Raw genomic sequence first — 22,555 nt, 5'->3', positions numbered from 1 at the left:
CCGGCGGCGTGGGCGGGACGGGGAAGGACACCGCGGAGCCGATGGTGGAACCCTTGGGGGATCCGGTCGGGGAGCGTGTGGCGGGCGGTCGCGGGGCCGCGGAGGCCGAGCGGTGACGTCCGGGGCGGCCCTGGTACTGCGGCGGCTTCAGGAGCGCGGCGAGACGCTTGCCGTCGCCGAGTCCCTCACCGGCGGTCTGGTGGCCGCCGAGCTGACCTCCGTCCCCGGCGCCTCCCGGGCCTTCCGCGGGTCCGTCACGGCGTACGCCACGCCCCTCAAGCGGGAGGTGCTGGGCGTTGACGGGGCGCTCCTGGCCGAGCGCGGCGCGGTGGATCCCTCGGTCGCGCAGGCGATGGCCGCCGGCGTGCGCCGGATCCTGGGCGCGGACTGGGGAATCTCGACCACCGGTGTCGCCGGTCCCGAGCCCCAGGACGGCAAGCCCGTGGGGACGGTCTTCCTGGCTGTTTCCGGGCCGGGTGGCGTACAGAATGTCACCGGGCTGAGGTTGAACGGCGGCCGGGCGGACATCCGTAAGGAGAGTGTACGGAGCCTCCTTCAGCTGCTCTCCGGCGAACTCGGCGAGGACGCGAGGGCACAGGATACGGAACAGAACGGGGGGAATTGATGTTTGCAGCCCTGAGTGAACACGACATCGCTCCCCGCACGGCCGCAGCGCGAGGCGGTACGGTGGGGCGTGAAGGATGCGGCTACGCGGTCCGAGGAGGGAGCCACCGATGATTCTGCTCCGTCGCCTGCTTGGTGACGTGCTGCGTCGGCAGCGCCAGCGCCAAGGCCGTACTCTGCGCGAAGTCTCCTCGTCCGCCCGAGTCTCGCTCGGCTATCTCTCCGAGGTGGAGCGGGGGCAGAAGGAGGCATCCTCCGAACTGCTCTCCGCCATTTGCGACGCGCTGGACGTACGGATGTCCGAGCTCATGCGTGAAGTGAGCGATGAACTGTCGCTGGCTGAGCTGGCCGAGTCGGCAGCGGCCAGTGATGCGGTGCCTGTACCAGTACGTCCGATGCTCAATTCCGTCTCCGTCGCGTCCGTCGCCGGCGTACCGACGGGACGGGTGACCATCAAGGCGCCCGCGGAAGCGGTGGATGTCGTCGCCGCCTGACCGCACGGTTCGTGGTGAAAGAAGCCCCGGCCGGCCCCTCACGGGGCCGGCCGGGGCTTTCGCGTGCAAGGTGTGTGCGGCGGCGTTCGCGGGGCAGGCGGCACATGAGGCCGGAGGACGATTCTTCGGATCAGCCACCTCAATGCCAGTTTCACCGCATATGTGACATTGTGGACAGGTGGCAGGCCGGGTGAAAGGCCGAACAGCTATCTGAACGGAGAAGTGCATGTCTGTCGTGAAGAGCGCTCTGTCCGATGGTGACCGCAAGGTCGTGGGAGACGCGCTGCAAGGCGCGCTGGTCGACCTGGTCGACCTCTCCCTGGTGGCCAAGCAGGTCCACTGGAACGTGGTCGGCCCCCGCTTCCGCTCCGTGCACCTTCAGCTCGACGAGGTCGTCGACACGGCACGACAGCACTCGGACACGGTGGCGGAGAGGGCTTCCGCGGTCGGCGTCAACCCGGACGGCCGGTCCAGGACGCTCGCGAAGACCACAGCGATCGATGCGGTACCGGACGGCTGGATCAAGGACGTGGACGCGGTACGTGTCCTCGTGGACGCCCTTCGTGTGGTCATCGACCGCATGCGGGAGCGGATCGAGGTCACCGACGAACCGGACCCCGTCAGCCAGGACATTCTGATCACGCTGACGGCGGACCTCGAGAAGCACGCGTGGATGTTCCAGGCCGAAAGCGCCTGACCCACGGTGACGGACGGCCCGGGCGTCCGGTGACGGCGCCCGGCAGCGAGTGAGGAGTTCGAAGTGAGTGACGACAAGGCCATGGACAAGATCAAGGGCAAGGCCAAGGAAGCGGCGGGCAAGATCACCGGTGACCGCCGCAAGGAGTCCGAGGGCAAGACGGACCAGGCCAAGGCCAAGGCCGAGGGCACCCTGGGAGACGCCGGTGAGCGGGCCAAGGGCATGAAGGACTCCCTGACGGACGACGACGGACGCTAGGCCCCGGGCCGGGCCGCCTGTCCCGCAGGGCCTCCTGCTCCCGCACGGGCTTCGGTGCCCAGCGGGACGCCGGATCCGCCCGGTCGGGGTGCGGCAGCCCGCGTACGAGTGCCTCCGCGCCGAGTGCCTCCGCCGAGTGTTCGGCGGAGGCACTCGTGTGTGCGCCTGCACACGTCCCGCCGGACGCGGGATGCACAGGGCGACGACCCGGGGGAAACTGCGGGGAGGGCAGGGGTTCACCTCTCCCGAGGGGGCCCGGTCTCCCGGCAGGGCCCGGAGGAGAGCGCGCACAGCCGTTCCACCCGTGCCGCGCACGCCGGTAGCGCACCGGTGCGCCCTCCCGCCAGGAGAACGTGCCGTACTAGCGTCGGCCGGAGGAGGCAGCCATGGTACGGCGATGGGTACCGGCGCTCGTCCTCGGTGGCGCCTGGTGGTGGGCAGTGCTGCGGCTGCTGCTGAGACCGGAGCACGCGGGAGTGGTCGAGGGCGCGGTGGCGGCCGGGGGATGGGGGCTGAGCCTCCTCCCGGTCCATGTGGCCGCCGCGGCGCGGCCGGATCCGGCCGCCGAGGAGCCCGGGACGCACCGGACAGAGATATCCGACTAGGTTCTGTCCGGCGGATCGTGGTCGGAGCCGTGTCGAGCAGTAGAGCCAGCTCCTCGCGACTTCCCGGCTATCCCGTGAAGCGTCTGCCGACAGGCCGACGTGCGGGGCGATCGCTGCAAGCCAAGACGTACTTGCCGCAGGATCCGCCGAGGCCGCGCCGCGTCCCGAGCGGCGGCTTCAAGGGCCAGGTCGCTGCCGAGCCAGCACACGCTTCGATTGTCAGTGGGTCGTGTGAGGCTGTCCGGGACCCACCGTACGAATCACCGGAGTCCAGGTATGACGACCCCTTCGCCCATGACGGTCGCGGAATGGCGCGCGTTCCTCAGCGACTACAACGCCAGGCACATCAGCTCGGACGAGGTCCGTGAGGCCATCGAAGAGCATCGGCAGGTCATCAGCAAGGAGCGGCTGGAGGCCGGGTGGGCCGGTGCCGAACCGGCGGGCGAGCAAGCGATCGTGGCCGCCGAGGAGCGGCTCGGGGTGAGGTTTCCTCCCTCGTACCGAAACTTCCTCCAGGTCAGCGACGGCTGGGAAGACATCGGGTTTGTCAACCTGTTCCGGGTCGGCGCAATCGGCTGGTTTGCCGACCTCGACGCCGAGCTCTTCGAAGCGTGGTCGGACCTCGACAGCTTCGAGGAGCAGCGCACCGTACTCAGGCGATGTCTGCTGGTCGGCGACGACGACGGCGGTAGCGGCTGCTACTGGCTGCTGCACGCCGACAGTATCGGGGATAACGGCGAGTGGACCGCGTATGTGTGGTGGCCCGGCGACGGTGACGACCCCGAGCCTCACCACGACTTCGCCGCCATGGTGCGGGAAGCGGCGCGCCCCTAGCTAGCCCTCTAAAAGTCCGGCGCAGCGCTGGCCCAGCGGCATCCGAGCGGCTTTCGGAGCAGGCACGGTCTCAAGCGGTGGGTCCGGACTGGCAGTGCGGACACCAGTACGTCGGACGATCCTCACGGTCCGCCACACGGATGGGCGTACGACAGCGCAGACAGGGGCGGCCCGCACGCCCGTAGACGAAGAGACGCTCCCGAGTACGGCCGCGGAGGGCCTTCGTCGCACCTGTGGTGGTCCGCATCGGACGGTCTCGATTGGCCTGGAGGAGCTGTCTGGCCGTGCTGACCAGACGGATGGCGAGGGGCGGGGGCAGTTCGCCCACCGGGAGCCAAGGGGTCGCACGGGCCATGAAGCAGAGCTCACACATGTAGACGTTGCCGATCCCGGCCAGATTGCGCTGGTCCAGGAGCGCGTCCCCGACACGGCGGTCGGGGTCGGCGAGCAGATTGCGCAGGGCCGCCTCCGGGTTCCAGTCGGACCCCAGCAGATCGGGGCCGAGATGACCGACGACCTGTCCTTCGTCCTCGGTGCGGAGCAGTTCGAGGACAGGCAGCCGGTAGCCGACGGCGGTGTGCTCCGCGGTCGAGAGCACGGCACGGATCTGGTGGGAGGGACCGCCCCGCCAGCGCTCGCCCCGGTCGTACACGCGCCAGGCCCCCTCCATGCGCAGATGGCTGTGGAGAGTGAGGCCGCCCTCGAAGCGGGAGAGCAGATGCTTGCCGCGCGCGATGACGCCCAGGACCGTCCTGCCGGTCAGATCGGACGTGGCGAACCGCGGGACCCTCAGGTCGCAGACCGTCAGCACCTGGCCGGCCAGCGCCGCGTCGAGACGCCGGGCTGTCTGAAGGACGGTGTCACCTTCGGGCATGCCTCCATGATGCGCCGGCAGGGCCACGGATGGCGCCCGCCCCGCTCCGTGAGCCGCACCTCTCGGGAGCGCAAGCGCTGAACCCGTGGCGGGCCCGACGGGTGCGCCACCGACGGATCTCACGGCGGGTTCCTCAGGCGCGCAGCCGCAGACCCCGTGGTGTGGCGAGGAAGCCTGCGGCCTCCAGGGTCCGGCCCAGCGGGGACGTCAGGGAGGAGGCGCCGTTGGTGCGCTCCACCGTGACCGTGCCGAGCGTCCCCGTGCGGGCGGCCGACGCGAGCGCCTCGGCGGCGGCGCGGAGTGCAGGATCGGCGGGATCGGTGGGCCACGCGAGCAGGGACTTCCCGCCGCGCTCCATGTAGAGGGTCAGCTCGCCGTCGACGAGGACCACCAGCGAGCCGGCCTTGCGCCCCGGCTTGTGTCCCGCGCCGTCCGGTGACTCGGGCCAGGGCAGGGCGGCTCCGTACGCGTTGGCGGGATCGGCCGCGGCGAGGACCAGCGCGCGGGGCACCGATCCGGGGTCGGCGCGGTCGCGTGCGGTGGAGGCGGCTCTGAGCCGGTCCACCGCACCGTCCATCGCGAACTGGGCCGCCCCCAGCCCCTCGACGACATATCCGCGGCGGGCCTGCCCGCTGTCCTCGAACGCGGCGAGGATCCGGTAGATCGCGGAGAACCCGCCCTCGACGCCCTCGGCCTGCACCGCACCGCGGGTCACCACGCCGTGGCGGTCGAGGAGCGTCCGGGCCAGGGCATGCGCGCGATGGGTCGGCTCGGGTTCCGCCGGGGGCAGCAGCGACCAGCGTCCCGACACGGTCGGCGGACCGGTCCGGGAGGCGGGGCGTGCCGCCGCCGTCAGAGATCCGTAACGGCCGCGCGGAACACTGCGCCGCGCGCGGTGTGCGGTGGAGCCTGCCGTGCGCCCCGAGCCGAGGAGCGAACGCAGCGGTGCCAGCGTGTCGTTGGTGAGACGGCCGGACCAGACCAGGTCCCAGAGTGCGTCGGCCAGCTGGGGATCGGTGCAGTCCGGGTGGGTGGTCGCGCGGATCTGGTCGGTGATCTGGCGGAAGAAGAGGCCGTACCCGCCGGAGAGCACGGTGAGAACCGACTCGTGCAACGCGGTCTGTTCCAGAGGGTGCGGCGGAGGCAGGAGCAGCGGAGCGCTGTCGGCCAGGTAGAGGGAGAGCCAGCCGTCCTTCCCGGGGAGGGCGCCCGCGCCGGCCCAGACGACCTCGCCCGTCGTGGTGAGCTCGTCGAGCATGGCGGGGGTGTATCCCATGACGCGGCTCGGCAGGATCAGCTTCTCCAGAGCGGACGCGGGGACCGGGGCGCCCTGCAGCTGCTCGATGGCGCGGGCCAGTCCGTCGATGCCCCGAAGACTGTTGTCGCCGAGGTGCTGCCACTGAGGGAGGAAGCCTGCCAGCGCGGCGGGCGGAACCGGCTCCAGCTCCTGGCGGAGCGCCGCCAGCGAGCGGCGGCGCAGCCTCCGAAGGACGGTGGCGTCGCACCACTCCTGCCCGATGCCCGCCGGGTGGAATTCACCCTGGACGACTCGTCCCGAGGCGGCGAGCCGCTGCAGCGCACCGTCCGTGACGGCGGTGCCCAGGCCGAATCGGGCGGCCGCCCGGGGGCTGGGGAACGGCCCGTGCGTGCGGGCGTAGCGGGCGAGGAGGTCGCCGAGGGGATCCTTGACCGGTTCGGTGAACGCTTCGGGAACTCCCACCGGAAGTGCGGTGCCCAGTGCGTCGCGCAGCCGGCCCGCGTCCTCCACGGCTGCCCAGTGACCGGCCCCGCCGATCCGGACCTGGATGGCGCGCCGGGACGTCTCCAGCTCCTTCGCCCAGCCGGGTTCCGCGCCGCGTTCCGCCAGTTCGGCGTCGGTGAGAGGGCCCAGGACGCGCAGCAGGTCGGCGACCCCCTCGACATCCTTGATCTTCCTCTCGTCGGTCAGCCACTGGAGCTCCCGCTCCAGCTCGCCGAGGACGTCCGCGTCGAGCAGTTCGCGCAGCTCCGCCTGGCCGAGCAGCTCCGCCAGGAGGTGGGAGTCGAGCGAGAGCGCGGCCGCCCGCCGCTCGGCGAGGGGCGAGTCGCCCTCGTACAGGAACTGCGCGACATATCCGAAGAGGAGCGAGCGGGCGAACGGCGACGGCTCGGGCGTCGTCACCTCGACCAGACGGATGCGGCGCGCCTCCAGGTCGCCCATCAGCTCGGTGAGACCGGGGACGTCGAAGACGTCCTGAAGGCACTCGCGGACGGCTTCGAGGACGATCGGGAACGAACCGAACTCGGAGGCGACCTGGAGCAACTGGGACGCGCGCTGCCGCTGCTGCCACAGGGGGGTGCGCTTTCCCGGGCTGCGCCGGGGCAACAGCAGGGCGCGCGCCGCGCATTCGCGGAACCGGGAGGCGAACAGGGCGGATCCGCCGACCTGCTCGGTGACGACCCGGCCGATCTCGCCCTTGTCGAACACCACGTCGGTCGCCCCCACCGGGGGCTGATCACTGTCGAATCCGGCGGGAGGGAAGGCGCCTGCGGCATCGCCGCCCCCGGATCCGGGGGCCCCGCCGTCTCCGGTGCCCGTCCGGACCGGATCGAAGTCCAGGAGGTCCAGGCCCATCAGATCGGCGTCGGGCAGCCGGAGCACGATGCCGTCGTCCGCGTGCATGACCTGTGCGTCCATGCCGTACCGCTCGCCGAGGCGGGCGGACAGGGCGAGTGCCCAAGGGGCGTGCACCTGGGCGCCGAACGGCGAGTGCACCACGACCCGCCAGTCGCCGAGCTCGTCCCGGAACCGTTCGACGAGAACGGTCCGGTCGTCGGGGACGTGGCCACAGGCGCGGCGCTGCTCGTCGAGGTACGACAGGATGTTGTCCGCCGCCCAGGCGTCGAGCCCGGCGTCGAGCAGCCGCAGTCGGGCGTCCTCGTCGGACAGGGCGCCGATCTCCCGGAGGAACGCGCCCAGGGCCCGGCCCAGCTCCAGAGGACGGCCCAGCTGGTCGCCCTTCCAGAACGGCAGCCGGCCCGGGACCCCGGGGGCGGGCGAGACCAGGACCCGGTCCCTGGTGATGTCCTCGATCCGCCACGACGTGGTGCCCAGGGTGAAGACGTCGCCGACCCGGGACTCGTAGACCATCTCCTCGTCCAGCTCGCCGACGCGTCCGCCGCCCTTCTTCGGGTCCGCGCCGGCCAGGAAGACACCGAAGAGCCCGCGGTCGGGAATGGTGCCGCCCGAGGTGACGGCGAGACGCTGGGCACCGGGCCGCCCCGTGACCGCACCGGTGACGCGGTCCCACACCACACGGGGGCGCAGCTCCGCGAAGGCGTCGGACGGATAGCGTCCGGCGAGCATGTCGAGCACAGCGGTGAACGCGGACTCGGGCAGAGAGGCGAAAGGCGCGGCCCGCCGGGCGAGGGCGAGAAGGTCGTCCGCCTGCCAGGTGTCGAGGGCCACCGTCGCGACGATCTGCTGGGCGAGCACGTCCAGGGGGTTGGACGGGATCCTCAGGGCCTCGATGGCCCCCGTACGCATCCGCTCGGTGACCACGGCCGCCTGCACCAGGTCGCCGCGGTACTTGGGGAAGACCACACCGGTGGAGACAGCACCGACCTGGTGCCCGGCGCGGCCCACCCGCTGGAGTCCCGAGGCCACGGACGGCGGCGACTCGACCTGGATCACCAGGTCGACGGCGCCCATGTCGATGCCCAGCTCCAGGCTGGACGTGGCGACCACGGCGGGCAGCCGACCCGCCTTGAGGTCCTCCTCCACCTGGGAGCGCTGCTCCTTGGAGACCGAGCCGTGGTGCGCACGGGCGAGGACGGGAGGTGCTCCCTTCGCGGCTCCCGACTGGGCCATGATCTCGGCGGGGGAGTGCGCCTCGAGCAGGGGACGGCCGCCTTCGGCTCCCTCCTCGAACGCGGCGCCGGCCGCCCGTTCGTGGGCGATCTCGTTCAGCCGGTTGCACAGACGCTCGGCCAGCCGCCGTGAGTTGGCGAAGACGATCGTGGAGCGGTGGGACTGGACGAGATCGGCGATCCGCTCCTCGACATGGGGCCAGATCGACGGCTTCTCGGCCTGGCCGCCCTCGTCACCCGTGGCCGGGGAACCGCCCAGTTCGCCGAGATCCTCCACCGGAACCACGACGGAGAGGTCGAACTCCTTGGCGGACGGGGGCTGGACGATCTCCACCTTCCGCCGGGGCGACAGGAACCGCGCGACCTCGTCGACCGGGCGGACCGTCGCCGACAGTCCGATACGCCGCGCCGGCCGTGGCAGCAACTCGTCCAGACGCTCCAGGGACAGGGCGAGATGGGCACCGCGCTTGGTGCCCGCGACCGCGTGCACCTCGTCCACGATCACCGTCTCGATGCCCGCGAGCGCGTCCCGGGCCGAGGAGGTGAGCATCAGGAACAGCGATTCGGGCGTGGTGATCAGGATGTCCGGGGGCTTCGTCGCCATCGAACGGCGCTCGGCCGGAGGGGTGTCACCGGAGCGGATCCCCACCCGCACCTCGGGCTCGGGCAGCCCCAGGCGCACCGACTCCTGACGGATCCCGGTCAGCGGTGAACGCAGATTCCGCTCGACGTCGACCGCGAGCGCCTTCATCGGCGACACGTACAGCACACGGCACCGCTTCTTCGCCTCGGCCGGGGGAGGGACGGCGGCCAGCCGGTCCAGCGAGGCGAGAAAGGCGGCCAGGGTCTTTCCCGATCCGGTCGGCGCGACGACCAGCACGTCCGAACCCTCGCCGATGGCACGCCACGCACCCTCCTGCGCCGCGGTGGGCGCGTCGAAGGCCGCCGAGAACCAACTGCGGGTCGCGGGCGAGAAGGAATCGAGTGCGGAAGCGGCCATGCCCTCCATCGTGCACCCCACCACCGACAACGGCCGGTGGACGTGCCCCCCGCTCACCGTCACGGGGCTTCCACACCGCCCGGACCTGCGAGAATACGAACATGGCGAAGGCGGACGCGACACAGGAATGGGCGAGGCACTGGCAGCACGCCGAACTGCCCGGCCTCGACCTGCTGCGAGCCCGCTACGTCCGCCACACCTTTCCGCGCCACAGCCACGAGGGCTACGTCTTCGCCACGATCACCAGCGGTGTCGAGGAGGTCGGTGTCCCCGGAGGCACCGTGCACGCCGGGCCGGGAACCGTGCTCATGATCAACCCGGAGGTGCCGCACACCGCCCGCGCCGGCATACCCGAGGGGTGGGTGTACGCCACGCTCTACCCGTCCGCCCAGGTGGTCGACGACATCGCGGCGGAACTCACGGACACGCGCGGCACGGTCGGTTTCGCCGAGACCGGAGTGATGGACCCGCGCGCCGCCCGGCTGATAGCCGAGGTCCACCGGGCCGCGGAGGAGGGCAACGCCCTGGCCGCCGACAGCGTCCTGCGTGTCCTGGTCGCCCAGCTGCTCGACCGCCACGGCAGCGTGCTGCCGACCAGGTCGCCCCACTTCGCCGGCGCCCGTGACGCGGCCCGCGCCCGCACCGCGCTGGAGGAGCGGATGGAGCGGCCGCCCACCCTGGAAGCGCTCGCCGCGGAGCTGGGCACCAGCCCCTTCGCGCTGCTGCGGGCCTTCAAGAAGCAGTACGGAATGCCCCCGCACACCTGGCTCACCGACGCCCGCGTACGCCGTGCGCGCCGCATGCTCGACGCGGGGGCGGCCCCCGCCGATGCCGCCGTCGCCGTGGGCTTCACCGACCAGCCCCACCTCAATCGCCACTTCACCCGGATCGTCGGGGTGCCTCCGGGTGCCTACCGGCGTGAACGCGCAGGAACGTACAAGACCGGCCGGGCCCTCGCCCCGTAGCGTCCCGGACGTGGCAGAACAGACAGCACCCCCGCAGTGCCCGGCCGCCCCCGGCGTCCAGGGCCCGGCCGCGGAGAAGCCGGACGCGGCAGTCGTCCGGGACGCACTCGGTGTGGGCGTGGCCGTGGGTCTCTCCGGCTTCGCCTTCGGAGTGACGTCGGCAGGTTCCGGACTCACTCTCCTCCAGACGTGTGCCCTGAGCCTCCTCGTCTTCACGGGAGCCTCCCAGTTCGCCCTCGTGGGCGCTCTCGCCGCGGGCGGCAACCCGTACACCGCCGCGGCCGGGGCGTTCTTCCTCGGCATCCGCAACGCCTTCTACGGACTGCGGCTGTCGCAGCTCCTCGCCCTCCCGCGCGTGCTGCGCCCCCTTGCCGCCCAATGGGTCATCGACGAGACGACCGCCGTCACCCTGCCCCAGCCCACCCGGAGAGCGGCGCGCATCGGGTTCACCGTCACAGGGCTCACCCTGTACACCCTGTGGAACCTGACCACGCTGCTCGGCGCGCTCGGCGCCGAGGCGCTCGGCGACACCGACGCCTGGGGGCTGGACGCGGCGAGTCCCGCCGTGTTCCTCGCCCTTCTCGCGCCGATGCTGAAGAGCGCCACGGAGCGCGTCACGGCCGGGCTCGCCGTCCTGCTGGTCCTGGGCCTCCTGCCGGTGCTGCCGGCGGGCGCGCCCGTGCTCGTGTCCGCGCTGGCGGCCCCGGTGGTCCTCTTCCTGAAGGGCCGCGGCAGGAGTGCTTCGAGCGAGGACGTCACCGGAGACACCACGCCCGGGGAGGGCCGATGAACATCTGGATCGCCATCGGGCTCACCGCCGTCGGCTGCTACCTCGCGAAGCTCCTGGGACTGCTGGTGCCTGCCGGAGTCCTGGAACGCCCCCTCGTGCAACGGATGGCAGCGCTCCTTCCGGTGGCCCTGCTCGCCGCCCTCACCGCCCAGCAGACCTTCGGCGACGCGCAGGATCTGGCGCTGGACGCCAGAGCGGCAGGGCTCGCCGCGGCAGCACTCGCTCTCGTTCTCCGCGCCCCCTTCCTGGTCGTCGTGGGTTCTGCCGTCGTGGTCACCGCCGTCGCGCGCGCCCTGTTCTGAGCGGGACGGATCAGCGCGGACAGCGGCCGTACGCACGGAGGGTCTGCAGGGCCCTGAGCGTCACGATCGGGCGGCCCTCCAGAGCCGTTCCCGGAGCCCACTGACGCCAGTTGACCGGCCAGCCGCCGTCCTCCCTCTGTTCGGCCGCCAGATGGTCCAGGGAGCTCTCCAGCTCGCCGTCGCTGAACCACCGGCGGGCGAGCGACCCCGGTGTGCGGGCGTAGTCGTACGGGAAGTGGTGCTCCCCCGGGGCGTAACCGGGGGCCACCGGGTACGCGTCACGGCGCCCCGCATCGAGCACCACCAGTCGCTGCTCACGCACCATGTGCCCCAGCCGGTCAGCGGCGGACTCGGCGCGCGCCCGGTCCGGGACGCCGTCGAGGAAGGCGACGGCCGCCTCGACCTCGTACGGGTGGGACTGCTCCAGCGCGTCGACGGCGGCCCAGCAGAAGTCGGTGGCCCGGAACAGCCAGGCGTGCCACACCCGATTGCGGTGCAGGAGACCGACCACGGGACCCGTCGACAGCAGTTGGGCGGGCGGGTCGTCGACGACGGGGATGAACGGCGCCGCGGGATATCCCCGCTGCGAGGGATGGAGTGCGGGCAGAGCGCCTTCCCTGGTCGACACGTCCGTCAGGTAGCGGCAGACCCGCTCCACGCGCAGACCGTCGCAGCGGCCGATCGAGTCGAGAACGCTCAGCGCGTGGGCGGTGTGCAGCGGTTGGCTCACCGGTCCGCGAAGATCGGGTTCGAGCGCGTGGCCGTAGCCACCGTCCTCGTTCCGATAGGCGGTGAGCGCGGTCTCGACGCTGTCCGCGCTTCCCTCCAGGAAGAGATGGGCGAACCGCCGCTGTTCGAGGACGCGTGCGGTGAGCCAGACGAACTGCTCGGCGCGGGCGAGAGGGTGTGCTCCGGTTCCAGCCATGGACCGACCGTAGAGCGGAAAACGCGCTCGGCAGGCCCTCCCGGCCAGGCTGCACTCTCAGGGGCGGGATACTGGGGGCATGCGGTTGACGATTTTCTGGGAACGGATGGCGGACCACTTCGGCGAGACGTACGCCGATTCCTTCGCGCGCGATCACGTGATGGCGGAGCTCGGCGGCCGTACGGTGCACGAGGCCCTGGACGCGGGCTGGGAGACCAAGGACGTCTGGCGCGGGGTCTGCTCGGCGGTCGGCATACCCGCGGAGAAGCGCTGAACGACGCGGTCCCGCCCGACGGAACGCCGCGCCCCCCACGCCGCCGCTGACGGGCCGCGGGTCCGGCTGTCACCGCGGTGAGCGAGACTTGTCCCGTGGCACCGACAGACGAGACCGCCCGGACCCAGCCGCCCGTCCCGCCGGCCGCACCACCCGATCCGCCGCCCGGTACCGGCCCCGTCCGCATGCCCGGCTGGCTGCCGCGCGCCCTTGTCATGGCACTGGCGCTCTACGGGTGCTTCCAGCTGGGCAGCTGGGCCTTCTACCAGCTCATCGGGCTGCTGACCAACATCCTCATCGCCTTCTTCCTTGCGCTGGCCATCGAGCCGGCCGTCAGCCGCATGGCCGGACGCGGCATGCGCCGGGGGCTCGCCACCTTCCTGGTCTTCCTCGCCCTGCTGGTCGCCGGAGTCGGCTTCGTCGTCCTGCTCGGCTCGATGCTCGCCGGACAGATCGTCGACATGGTCGAGGAGTTCCCCAAGTACCTCGACTCGGTGATCAACTGGGTCAACCAGACCTTCCACACGGAGCTCTCCCGCGTCGAGGTGCAGGACAGCCTGCTGCACTCGGACTGGCTCCAGAAGTACGTGCAGAACAGCGCGACCGGTGTGCTCGACGTCTCCACGACCGTGCTCGGCGGTCTGTTCCGGCTGCTCACGATCTTCCTGTTCTCGTTCTACTTCGCCGCCGACGGCCCCCGCCTGCGGCGCGCGCTGTGCACCGTGCTGCCGCCCTCGCGGCAGACCGAGGTGCTGCGCGCCTGGGAGATCGCGGTCGACAAGACCGGCGGCTACATCTACTCGCGCGGACTGATGGCGCTGATCTCCGGCGCGGCGCACTACGTCCTGCTGGTGGTCCTCGGGGTGCCCTACGCACCCGCGCTCGCGGTCTGGGTGGGCCTCGTCTCGCAGTTCATCCCCACGATCGGTACGTATCTGGCCGGGGCGCTGCCCATGCTGATCGCCTTCACCGTCAATCCCTGGTACGCCCTGTGGGTCCTCGGCTTCGTCGTGGTCTACCAGCAGTTCGAGAACTACGTCCTGCAGCCGAAGCTCACCTCCAAGACGGTCGACATCCACCCCGCGGTCGCCTTCGGTTCGGTCGTCGCGGGCACCGCGCTGATGGGCGCCGTCGGGGCACTGATCGCCATTCCGGCGGTCGCGACACTCCAGGCGTTCCTGGGGGCCTACGTGAAGCGCTACGACGTGATGGACGACCCCCGTGTGCACGGCGGGCACCGCTGGCGGCGTGGTGAGCCTGTGCTGACGCGGATCCGGCGCGCGGTGCGGCGCACGGGCAGGGGCTGACACGGGCCGGAGGAGGAGCGTCGGCCCGCCCGCCTCAGGCCACTGTCACCAGGTGAGGACCGGCGCGTCGGGTTCGTTCCGCCGCCAGGCCCCGTCGAGGCGCGTGAGCCGGGCGGCGGCGGCGATACCGCACAGGGACGCGACCTGGCCGTCGCTGACGTCGAACGCCACGACGCCCATGACCCGCCCGTCGACCACGGCGAGGACGGCCGGGGATCCGTTGACGCGTGTGAGGTGCATCGCCGGGGAGCCGCCGGCCAGCCGCCGCTTCGCCGGCGTGGGCTTGAAGCCGGCCCGCACGAAGGAGGCGACCCGCTCGCGCGTGTGGACCCGCAGCAGCCGCTTGCTCAGCCCCGCGCCGTCCGACACCGCCGTCACGTCGTCGGTCAGCAGGGCCACCAGCCGTTCCGTGCGCCCGGACATCGCGGCGGCGAGGAACTCCTCGACGACCCGGCGCGCGGATTCGGGGTCGGTCTCGCCGCCCCCGCGGCGCTCGCCGGCGACCCGGATGCGAGCCCGGTGGGCATGCTGCTGGCTCGCGGACTCCGTGATGTCGAGGATCCCGGCGATCTCGGCGTGGCTGTACGAGAAGGCCTCACGCAGGACGTAGACGGCCCGCTCGGCCGGGGAGAGGCGCTCCAGGAGGGCCAGTACGGCCAAGGACACCGATTCGCGCTGCTCGAAGGTGTCGGCCGGGCCGAGCATCGGGTCGCTCTGGAGGAGCGGTTCGGGCAGCCAGGCGCCGGCCGTCCGCTCGTGGCGCGCCTGCGCGGAGCGGAGCCTGTCGAGGCAGAGGTTGGTGACGACCTTGGTCAGCCACGCGTCCGGCACCTCGATCCGTTCCCGGTCCGCGGCCTGCCAGCGCAGGAACGTGTCCTGCACGGCGTCCTCGGCGTCGGTGGCGGAGCCGAGCAGACGGTACGCGAGCGAGGCCAGCCGGCCCCGGCCGGCCTCGAAGCGATCGACGGCTGCGCTGTCCATGCGGATCAGCCTAGGAGACGGCCTCGGCGGTGGCCCCTTCCGACGTGGTGGCCCCGTCCGGCGCGGTGACCAGGCGGCGCCTGCGCTTCGGCATGCCGAAGGTCGGGTGGGCGATGCCCGATGCGGCTCCCTTGAGCACGCCCGCCTTGAGCCGCGCCGCGGTCCGGCCGCCGAGGTACCAGGACTTCGACCGGACGTCCTCGTCCACCATCTGGAAGATCGCGTCCCGCCGCCCGAGGCTGATGTGGTTGCCGTAGTACTTCAGCCCGACGGACGGGATCTCGCCGCCCGTCAGGCGCGCGATGATCGAGGCGGTCGCCTGCATGTTGGTGAAGCCGGCCGAGGCACAGGACATCGGCAGCGGCCGGCCGTTCTCCCCGATCGCGTAGGCGCAGTCACCGGCGGCGTAGACGTCCGGGTGCGAGACCGAACGCATGGTGCGGTCGACCACGATCCGGCCGGTCCCGTCGACCTCCAGGCCGCCGGCGGCCGCGATGGGGTGCACGGCGAACCCGGCCGCCCACACGGTCACGTCGGCCGGGAAGGACGTGCCGTCGGCGGCGATCGCCCGTGCCGGTCCGACGGCTGCGACGGCCGTGTGCTCGTGGACGGTGATACCGAGCCGGTCGAAGGCCCGGCGCAGGTGGCGGCGCGCCTTCGGGGAGAGCCAGGCACCCAGCTCGCCGCGGGCGGCCAGCGTGACCGACAGGTCGGGCCGGGACTCGGCGAACTCGGTGGCGGTCTCGATGCCGGTCAGCCCTTCACCGACGACCAGCACCGTGCCGCCCGCACCGAGGCCGGCCAGGCGCTCGCGCAGGCGCAGAGCCGAGGACCGGCCGGTCACGTCGAAGGCGTGCTCGGCCGCGCCGGGGACGCCGTGGTGGGCGACGGAGCTGCCGAGCGTGTAGAGAAGGGTGTCGTACGTGAGATGCCCGTCACCGTCCTCGCCGGTCACGGCCACAGTCCTGCGCTCGGCGTCGACGCCGGTGACGCGCGCCAGGCGCAGCCCTACCCCGGTGCCAGCGAACACGTCGGTGAGCTTGCGGAACGCGACGTCCTGCCCGGCCGCGAGCTGGTGGAGCCGCATCCGCTCGACGAAATCTGGTACGGCGTTGACGACGGTGATCGCGGTGTCGGCGGGGGAGAGCCGACGGGCGAGGCTCCCGGCGGCGAAAGCCCCGGCGTATCCGGCCCCGAGGACGACGATGCGGTGCTTCATGGCGATGCTCCTGTCTCGTTCGCGTGTCCCTTGAACGGGACAGCGCCCCGATTGCTGACAGGAGGAGAATGTGATGTGGGTCACTCGCTTCCGCGTCGGCGGTACGCGGCTCGTGATCGTCGGCGGCCGGTCGTGATGATCGAGGGTGGCCGGTGCGGGCCGGCCGGTCTCGGTCGTGTCGGCCCGGCGCGGTGCGCTTGACACCAAAATCGAACATCCATTCTCATGGAATTCCGGCCGGGTTTTGCCGGGCCCGACCGTGGAGTTGTCCACAGGGCGGGAGGACGTCGAGGCCCATTGTCAGTGGCAGGGGTTAGCGTCTGTGACGTGAAGCGATCGACTCAAGCAAATCGGGTGGAACCCATGGCAGGAACCGACCGCGAGAAGGCGCTGGACGCCGCACTCGCACAGATTGAACGGCAATTCGGCAAGGGCGCGGTGATGCGCCTCGGCGAGCGGCCGAACGAGCCGATCGAGGTGATCCCGACCGGGTCCACCGCGCTCGACGTCGCGCTCGGCGTCGGCGGCCTGCCGCGCGGCCGTGTGGTGGAGGTGTACGGTCCGGAGTCCTCCGGGAAGACGACGCTGACGCTGCACGCGGTGGCGAACGCGCAGCGGCTCGGCGGCTCGGTGGCCTTCATCGACGCGGAGCACGCTCTCGACCCGGAGTACGCGAAGAAGCTCGGCGTCGACATCGACAGCCTCATCCTCTCGCAGCCGGACAACGGCGAGCAGGCGCTGGAGATCGTGGACATGCTCGTCCGCTCCGGCGCGCTCGACCTGATCGTGATCGACTCCGTGGCGGCCCTGGTGCCCCGTGCGGAGATCGAGGGCGAGATGGGCGACTCGCACGTGGGTCTGCAGGCCCGCCTGATGAGCCAGGCGCTCCGTAAGATCACCAGCGCGCTCAACCAGTCCAAGACCACCGCGATCTTCATCAACCAGCTCCGGGAGAAGATCGGGGTGATGTTCGGCTCCCCGGAGACCACGACCGGTGGCCGCGCGCTGAAGTTCTACGCCTCGGTGCGTCTGGACATCCGCCGGATCGAGACGCTCAAGGACGGCACCGACGCCGTGGGTAACCGCACCCGGGTCAAGGTCGTCAAGAACAAGGTGGCGCCGCCGTTCAAGCAGGCCGAGTTCGACATCCTCTACGGCCAGGGCATCAGCCGTGAGGGCGGCCTGATCGACATGGGCGTGGAGCACGGCTTCGTCCGCAAGGCCGGTGCCTGGTACACGTACGAGGGCGACCAGCTGGGTCAGGGCAAGGAGAACTCCCGCAACTTCCTCAAGGACAACCCCGACCTCGCCAACGAGATCGAGAAGAAGATTCTCGACAAGCTCGGCGTCGGCGGTCGTTCGGAGGATGCCGCGGCGGAGCCCACGGCCGATGCCGCGGCCACCGCCGGTGCTCCGGCGGAGGGGGCGGCCAAGTCGGTACCGGCTCCCGCGACCAAGGCCAAGCCTGCCAAGGCCGCGACGGCCAAGAGCTAGGCCGTGACGCGTCGCACGGAGTGGCCGGGTGCCGACACCGGTGCGGATCCCGGCCCCGAGTACGCCGCAGAGCCGTCCGGAGGCCCTCCGGAGCCCGGCCGGGGGGCCGGGTTCGGCGAGGGGGCGGGCCGTCGTTCCCGCTCCCGCTCCAGAAGCAGCGGTTCCCCTTCCTCGTCGAGGGCCGAGAAGGGGGAACCGCGAGACCCGGTCGAGCAGGCGCGCAACATCTGCCTGCGGCTGCTGACCGGAACCCCGCGCACCAGACAGCAGCTGGCCGACGCGCTGCGCAAGCGGGAGATCCCCGACGAGGCGGCGGAGGAAGTGCTGTCGCGTTTCGAGGACGTGGGGCTGATCGACGACGCGGCGTTCGCGGACGCCTGGGTCGAGTCCCGGCACCATGGCAGGGGGCTGGCCCGCCGTGCCCTCGTGCGTGAGTTGCGCACCAAGGGAGTGGACCCGGCGGTGATCGACGAGGCGGTCGGGCAGCTCGACCCCGAGCAGGAGGAGGAGACCGCCAGGGAGCTCGTCGCGCGAAAGCTCCACTCCACCCGGGGGCTGGACCGGGACAAGCGTCTGCGCCGGCTCGCGGGCATGCTCGCCCGCAAGGGGTACGGGGAGGGGATGGCCCTGCGCGTGGTGCGCCAGGCGATCGAAGCCGAGGGGGAGGACACGGAAGGGCTGGACGAGCCCTTCTGACCGGGGGCGGGGACAGGCGGGACGACGGGGGAGAGGCCGGAGCGCCAAGGACAGGGCGGAAGGACATGAGGTCCGGGCCGGTCCGGGGGCGGCAGACAGGGAGCGGCGGGCACGGAGAAGGGCCGGCCGACGTGACCTGGATTCCGACGCACGGCAAGTACGGGGGCGCGGTGCGTGCAGGAGTCAGGGCGAACGGGACCTGTGGCGGTGGCGGAGGGGGTCACCGCCGTAGAGTCCCGGTTGCCGGGGGCCGTGCGGGACGTCTCGGCTCGGTGCCTCCGACCGCCAGGGGTGTCGCGGGCAGCCCGCCAGGTGCTCGGGCACGGAGCGTCTCGGGCAGTCGGGCGCGCGTCGCCAGGATCAGTGGCCTGCCAGGGATGCCCGGCGGATCGTTGCGTCGAGCAGGGCCAGTGCGTCGTCGGCGGTGCGTCCCGGATGACGGTTCCAGGGGCCGATCAAGTCGGTCCAGCCCTGCGCGCGCAGCTCGGTGATGAGCCAGGCACCGGCGCGGTCCACGGTGCCGAGCGAACCGTAGCCGAGCCGGTGGGCGGTCAGCATGGCACCGCAGAGGCAGCGCGCACCGCGGGCGTTGCGCAGGCGGTAGGGAGTGTTCTGCCAGCCCCATTCGGTCAGGACCTGCCGCGCGTAGCCGAGATGGACGGACGGACGCACGTCGGGCTGTCCGATACGCCGCCACGCGTGCAGACGCTCGGGCAGCACGGCGCCGAAGCGACCGGGGAGCGGGCGCTCGCGGGGCAGTGATGCGGGCAAGGTCCGCAGGGAGTCGTCGATGAGCCGGTCGACGGGCACCGACAGCAGATCCCGCCACCCGGACGGGTGCGCGGGTGGCGCCTCTCCATCCGGGAGACGTGGCAGCTCCGAAAGCGCGGGTGCCGGGGCTACGGGTCCCGGAGGTGCGGGTGTCGAGGGTGCGGGTGTCGAGGGTGCGGGCTCCTCGGTGGTGAGCTCCCAGCCCGTGACGATGTGCTGCCACGCGTCCGTGTCATGGAGCCGGGCAGCCTGCGCGTCGAGCTGGTCAGGGGTGAGCTGAGCGGATTCCATCGACGCGCCATCTCCGTACATTCCGGTCATCGGTGATGAGGCGAATGTCCGTCGTGCGCGGCGATTGCTCCACCGGAGAGCAGCGTTCGGGTGGGTCGGAGTGGCATTCGGTCCCCGTGGGTGGCCGAACGCCCGGTGACCGTGCCACCCGGCTGCCCTGTCTGGAGGCCGATGCGGGGAGCCGAAGGCCGGCCGGTTCACCCTCGGGGAATCCGGCCGCCGACAGCGCGGAAAGCTGTCGGCGCCACCGGATTGCGAGCGGGCTGTCCGGCCCCCGGATTCCGAGCCAGTGGATTCTGTGCCACCGGATTCCGCGTCAGCAGAGGTGATGTCAGTGGTGGTCGGGCTCCACCGGTCGGAGGGCTACAGGAAGCCCTGCCGCACGCCACGCCTGGAAGCCGCCGGTCAGGTCCGTGGCCCGGTGCAGTCCCAGCTGATGCAGGGAGACGACCGCGAGACTCGATGCGTAGCCCTCGTTGCAGACCACCACCACCCGCAGGTCATGGCTCACCGCCTGCGGGACACGGTGGCTGCCTTGCGGATCGAGCCGCCATTCCAGCTCGTTCCGCTCGACGACCAGCGCCCCGGGGATCAGCCCGTCCCTCTCGCGCAGCGCCGCGTAGCGGATGTCGACGAGCAGTGCCCCCTCGGCTGCCGCTGCTGCGGCCTCCTGGGGGCCGATCCGTTCGTAACCGGCCCGCACCCGGTCGAGCAGGTCGTCGATGCCCACCGGAGCCTGACGGCTCTCGTCCCCGCCGCTCACAGCCAGTCCTCCGGGCGCTCCGTCTGTTCCAGGCGCAGTACCGGGCCCGTACGGCTGTAGCGACGGATCTGCGGCAGCGGGGGGTAGTACGCGTGCACCGAGACGGCGTGTTCGCGCCCGGACTCGTTGAGGACCTCGTGGACATGGTGCCGGCCGAAAGCCCTGCCCTGGCCGGTCGCCAGGAGCCGGGTCCGGTCGACGTCTTCGCTCAGTTCGAGGGTCTTCCAGCCGTCGGTGGGCAGCCGGGCGGCCAGCGAGTGCTCCCGGAGGGCGCCCGCCGCCACGGTGAACGCTCCCGTCGACTCGGCGTGGTCGTGCCATCCGGTGCCGGTACCGGGGGGCCAGCCGATGAGCCAGGCCTCGCTGCCGCCGGGGCCTTCGAGCCTGAGCCAGGTGCGCCCCTCGGGGTCGAGCGGGAGCGAGGTGACGAGGGCGGCGTCGTCGGCGGTCCGGCGGACGAAGTCGAGCAGTTCCGCAGCGGTCGGGGCATGGCGCGGGGCGGGAGCGCCTGTGCCGACGGCGGTCGAGGGAGTGGGCGGGGAGGGCGTGGGGGTGGGCAGTGGGGGAGAGGATGCAGACACAGCGGCCGTCCTGAGAAGTTCGCGTGGAGGCACAGCGGTGCGGAGGACCGCACGGCGTGCCGGGGAAGGCGATTCAGCAGGACGGGCGACACACGCAGCCCGCATAGCGGACGAGGTCCATATGGACCCTCCGCCACAGGCGCACATCGGTGTCGGTCATGATCTGGAGTACACCATGAGCGCCTGCGGCGGTCAATTGACGTCCGCGGTCCGGTCGGAGCTCGGGGTGGTGTGCGCATCGCCCCCGTGCGCGGTGTCCGCGCCGCCACGCGCCGCGTCCGCCGCCGCGAAGAGTTCCGCCGGCCGCACTCCGCCGAAGGCCGCCACGAGATGGCCGTCCGGCCTGACCAGCAGCACCGTGTGGGCCGTCGCCCCCGGATAGCTCTCGGTGACCAGCAGTTCGGCCTTCACGGGGAGGGCGTCGACCGCATCGACGAGCCGGGGCATGACGCCCGCGGTCAGCCAGTGCCGCCGGTCCCAGACCCCCGTGCCCGGTGCGACCAGGATCACCAGCAGATGCCCCTGGCCCAGCCGCTCGCGCAGCCGCACCGCCGTCCCGTCGGGCGCGGTCACCCGGACATCGGCGACCGGCGCACCCGGAGCCGTGCCCACCGTCGCGTGGGCCTCGGCGCGTTGAGGTGAAAGGGGTGAGTGGTTGTACGAAGGGGGCGCGCCCAGGGGCCCGCATCCCAGATGCCCGTCGGCCAGCAGGGTGTCGTGACCCCGCGCGGAGCCGGGTACGAGGGTGCGCAGGCCCGCGCTGCCCCGCAGTATCGGCAGCGACTGGTCGGCGGCACGGAGCCGTGAGGCGACGGCGGCCCTGCGCTCGGTCTGGTAGCTGTCGAGCAGGAGCTCGGAGGCGCTCTGGTGCCAGGCCTGCGCCAGCTTCCAGGCGAGGTTCTCCGCGTCCCGGAGCCCCTCGTCCAGGCCCTGGGTGCCGAGCGCACCCAGCAGGTGCGCGGCGTCGCCCGCGAGGAAGGCACGCTTGGACCGCCACCGCCTGGCCAGCCGGTGGTGCAGCGTGTACACGCCCGTGTCCAGCAGCTCGTAGGCCGGTGTCTCGCCGCACCAGCCCTCGAGGGTGTCGCGGATCCGGATGATGAGGGCGTCGGGGGTGACGAGTTCGCCGCGCGGGGGAAGGAGCCAGTCCAGCCGCCAGACATTCCCCGGGAGCGGTCGCGCCGTGACCTCGGCGCCGCCGGTGCGCCAAGGAGGCGACCGGTGCAGCACGGCCTCGCCGGGCCAGGGCAGATCGGCCCGCAGCGCGGCGACGGCATGCCGCTCCACCGCGGTCCGGCCGGGGAACCTGATGTCCAGGAGCTTGCGGACGGTGGACCGCGCACCGTCGCAGCCCACCAGGTAACTCCCCCGCCACCAGGTCGACCCCGGCTCCCTGGTGTGGACCGTGACCCCGTTCGGGTCCTGCTCCAGGGTGTCGATCCTGCTGAACGGCACCATGGTGACAAGGTCCTGCGCGGTGACCGCCGCCCGCAGCCCTCCGGTCAGCGCGTGCTGGGGGAGATGGACGGGCGCAGGCAGCGGAACGGTGCCTTCCTCGTCGCCCAGCGGCACGGCTCGCACCAGCTGCTTGCGCCGTACCGACCGCCAGCCGGCCCACCGCAGCCCTTCGTCGTGCAGCGTCGTGCAGCCGAGCCGTCCCACGAGGTCCGCGGTGTCCTCCCGCAGCACGACCGTGCGAGCAGGTCGGGGTTCGTCCTTGCCCGGGCCCTCGTCGAGAAGGACCGAGGGAACGCCCTGAGCAGCGAGAGCGAGCGACAGCGCGAGCCCGACCGGACCGGCGCCGACGACGATCACCGGGTCCACGGGGTGATCCCTCCGGCGCCGGTCGTCGAGGTCAGGGGGGAGGGGCCGGCGGCGGGTGTGGTTCGGGGCGGGATCACAGAACGTATGCAACCCACTGTCGGTGCGTGCGTCAAGTGACCGGGGAACGTGGCGGGGGG

23 protein-coding genes are annotated in these 22,555 nt (G+C 71.9%); 13 read left to right on the top strand and 10 right to left on the bottom strand.

Features of this window, described 5'->3' with window-relative positions; translation table 11 throughout:
• Nucleotides 1-112 precede the first annotated feature (112 nt).
• The 6 genes from B9S57_RS12710 to B9S57_RS12685 all read left to right on the top strand — a co-directional run bounded on the left by B9S57_RS12710 (nt 113) and on the right by B9S57_RS12685 (nt 3,512).
• Nucleotides 113-625, top strand: coding sequence for a CinA family protein (locus B9S57_RS12710; protein ID WP_103515663.1), 513 nt, complete (start codon nt 113-115; stop codon nt 623-625).
• Between the two features lie 109 nt (nt 626-734).
• Entirely contained in the window at nt 735-1,118 is a 384-nt protein-coding gene (locus B9S57_RS12705) for a helix-turn-helix domain-containing protein (protein ID WP_014153702.1), read from the top strand.
• Nucleotides 1,119-1,344: 226 nt separating this feature from the next.
• The gene (locus tag B9S57_RS12700) at nt 1,345-1,815 is read left to right on the top strand and encodes a Dps family protein (RefSeq protein ID WP_103515662.1); all 471 of its coding nucleotides are present in this window, start codon (nt 1,345-1,347) and stop codon (nt 1,813-1,815) included.
• Nucleotides 1,816-1,878: 63 nt separating this feature from the next.
• Nucleotides 1,879-2,073 carry a CsbD family protein gene (locus tag B9S57_RS12695; protein WP_103515661.1) on the top strand — a complete coding sequence of 65 codons (195 nt, stop codon included), beginning with the start codon at nt 1,879-1,881 and terminating at the stop codon, nt 2,071-2,073.
• A gap of 386 nt (nt 2,074-2,459) precedes the next feature.
• The gene (locus B9S57_RS12690) at nt 2,460-2,678 is read left to right on the top strand and encodes a hypothetical protein (RefSeq protein WP_103515660.1); all 219 of its coding nucleotides are present in this window, start codon (nt 2,460-2,462) and stop codon (nt 2,676-2,678) included.
• Nucleotides 2,679-2,972: 294 nt separating this feature from the next.
• Nucleotides 2,973-3,512, top strand: a complete 540-nt coding sequence (locus tag B9S57_RS12685; protein WP_258036372.1) for an SMI1/KNR4 family protein — start codon at nt 2,973-2,975, stop codon at nt 3,510-3,512.
• 70 nt (nt 3,513-3,582) lie between these two features.
• Here the strand turns inward: B9S57_RS12685 and B9S57_RS12680 are convergent, their stop codons facing one another.
• A complete protein-coding gene (locus tag B9S57_RS12680; protein ID WP_103515658.1) occupies nt 3,583-4,386 on the bottom strand; it encodes an Fpg/Nei family DNA glycosylase in 804 nt (267 codons plus the stop codon).
• Between the two features lie 133 nt (nt 4,387-4,519).
• On the bottom strand, nt 4,520-9,235 hold the full coding sequence (locus tag B9S57_RS12675) for a DEAD/DEAH box helicase (RefSeq protein WP_103515657.1): 4,716 nt from the start codon (nt 9,233-9,235) through the stop codon (nt 4,520-4,522).
• A 101-nt stretch (nt 9,236-9,336) separates the two neighbouring features.
• On the opposite strand from B9S57_RS12675, the gene B9S57_RS12670 reads away from it, so the two are divergent.
• Genes B9S57_RS12670 through B9S57_RS12660 form a run of 3 tightly spaced genes read left to right on the top strand, consistent with a single transcriptional unit; the run spans nt 9,337 to nt 11,292 of the window.
• Complete coding sequence (locus B9S57_RS12670) at nt 9,337-10,200, top strand: AraC family transcriptional regulator (RefSeq protein ID WP_103515656.1); 864 nt, start codon at nt 9,337-9,339, stop codon at nt 10,198-10,200.
• A 10-nt stretch (nt 10,201-10,210) separates the two neighbouring features.
• Nucleotides 10,211-10,990 (top strand): AzlC family ABC transporter permease, encoded by a 780-nt coding sequence (locus B9S57_RS12665; RefSeq protein ID WP_103515655.1) that lies wholly within the window; start codon nt 10,211-10,213, stop codon nt 10,988-10,990.
• Nucleotides 10,987-11,292 carry an AzlD domain-containing protein gene (locus tag B9S57_RS12660; protein WP_103515654.1) on the top strand — a complete coding sequence of 102 codons (306 nt, stop codon included), beginning with the start codon at nt 10,987-10,989 and terminating at the stop codon, nt 11,290-11,292. The genes B9S57_RS12665 and B9S57_RS12660 overlap by 4 nt, the downstream gene beginning before the upstream one ends.
• A gap of 10 nt (nt 11,293-11,302) precedes the next feature.
• Here B9S57_RS12660 and B9S57_RS12655 read toward each other — a convergent pair whose 3' ends face one another.
• Nucleotides 11,303-12,217, bottom strand: a complete 915-nt coding sequence (locus tag B9S57_RS12655; RefSeq protein WP_103515653.1) for a hypothetical protein — start codon at nt 12,215-12,217, stop codon at nt 11,303-11,305.
• 79 nt (nt 12,218-12,296) lie between these two features.
• On the opposite strand from B9S57_RS12655, the gene B9S57_RS12650 reads away from it, so the two are divergent.
• Nucleotides 12,297-12,491 (top strand): DUF3046 domain-containing protein, encoded by a 195-nt coding sequence (locus B9S57_RS12650; protein ID WP_103515652.1) that lies wholly within the window; start codon nt 12,297-12,299, stop codon nt 12,489-12,491.
• 185 nt (nt 12,492-12,676) lie between these two features.
• Nucleotides 12,677-13,798 carry an AI-2E family transporter gene (locus B9S57_RS12645; RefSeq protein ID WP_103515651.1) on the top strand — a complete coding sequence of 374 codons (1,122 nt, stop codon included), beginning with the start codon at nt 12,677-12,679 and terminating at the stop codon, nt 13,796-13,798.
• Nucleotides 13,799-13,843: 45 nt separating this feature from the next.
• Here B9S57_RS12645 and B9S57_RS12640 read toward each other — a convergent pair whose 3' ends face one another.
• Both B9S57_RS12640 and B9S57_RS12635 read right to left on the bottom strand, forming a co-directional pair.
• Nucleotides 13,844-14,779: a sigma-70 family RNA polymerase sigma factor gene (locus tag B9S57_RS12640; RefSeq protein ID WP_103515650.1), complete on the bottom strand. Its 936-nt coding sequence runs from the start codon at nt 14,777-14,779 to the stop codon at nt 13,844-13,846.
• 10 nt (nt 14,780-14,789) lie between these two features.
• Nucleotides 14,790-15,998: an NAD(P)/FAD-dependent oxidoreductase gene (locus tag B9S57_RS12635; RefSeq protein WP_103515649.1), complete on the bottom strand. Its 1,209-nt coding sequence runs from the start codon at nt 15,996-15,998 to the stop codon at nt 14,790-14,792.
• 363 nt (nt 15,999-16,361) lie between these two features.
• Between B9S57_RS12635 and recA the strand changes: the two genes are divergently transcribed.
• Nucleotides 16,362-17,492 (top strand): recombinase RecA, encoded by a 1,131-nt coding sequence (gene recA, locus B9S57_RS12630; RefSeq protein ID WP_103515648.1) that lies wholly within the window; start codon nt 16,362-16,364, stop codon nt 17,490-17,492.
• Nucleotides 17,493-17,495: 3 nt separating this feature from the next.
• Nucleotides 17,496-18,188: a recombination regulator RecX gene (gene recX, locus B9S57_RS12625; RefSeq protein ID WP_103515647.1), complete on the top strand. Its 693-nt coding sequence runs from the start codon at nt 17,496-17,498 to the stop codon at nt 18,186-18,188.
• A gap of 360 nt (nt 18,189-18,548) precedes the next feature.
• On the opposite strand, the gene B9S57_RS12620 is transcribed toward recX, so the two are convergent.
• From B9S57_RS12620 to B9S57_RS12605, 5 genes are all read right to left on the bottom strand, one after another.
• Entirely contained in the window at nt 18,549-19,250 is a 702-nt protein-coding gene (locus B9S57_RS12620) for a hypothetical protein (protein ID WP_103515646.1), read from the bottom strand.
• A 331-nt stretch (nt 19,251-19,581) separates the two neighbouring features.
• Nucleotides 19,582-20,013 carry a rhodanese-like domain-containing protein gene (locus B9S57_RS12615; RefSeq protein WP_103515645.1) on the bottom strand — a complete coding sequence of 144 codons (432 nt, stop codon included), beginning with the start codon at nt 20,011-20,013 and terminating at the stop codon, nt 19,582-19,584.
• The gene (locus B9S57_RS12610; protein ID WP_103515672.1) at nt 20,010-20,573 is read right to left on the bottom strand and encodes a cysteine dioxygenase; all 564 of its coding nucleotides are present in this window, start codon (nt 20,571-20,573) and stop codon (nt 20,010-20,012) included. The genes B9S57_RS12615 and B9S57_RS12610 overlap by 4 nt, the downstream gene beginning before the upstream one ends.
• A 94-nt stretch (nt 20,574-20,667) precedes the next feature.
• Nucleotides 20,668-20,754 (bottom strand): putative leader peptide, encoded by an 87-nt coding sequence (locus B9S57_RS36360; RefSeq protein WP_311605579.1) that lies wholly within the window; start codon nt 20,752-20,754, stop codon nt 20,668-20,670.
• A 32-nt stretch (nt 20,755-20,786) separates the two neighbouring features.
• A complete protein-coding gene (locus tag B9S57_RS12605) occupies nt 20,787-22,418 on the bottom strand; it encodes an FAD-dependent monooxygenase (RefSeq protein WP_103515644.1) in 1,632 nt (543 codons plus the stop codon).
• Between the last annotated feature and the right edge of the window lie 137 nt (nt 22,419-22,555).

The sequence above is a fragment of the Streptomyces sp. SM10 genome, assembly GCF_002910915.1.
GTDB lineage: Bacteria > Actinomycetota > Actinomycetes > Streptomycetales > Streptomycetaceae > Streptomyces.
This window is presented reverse-complemented; position numbering and strand designations above follow the sequence as displayed.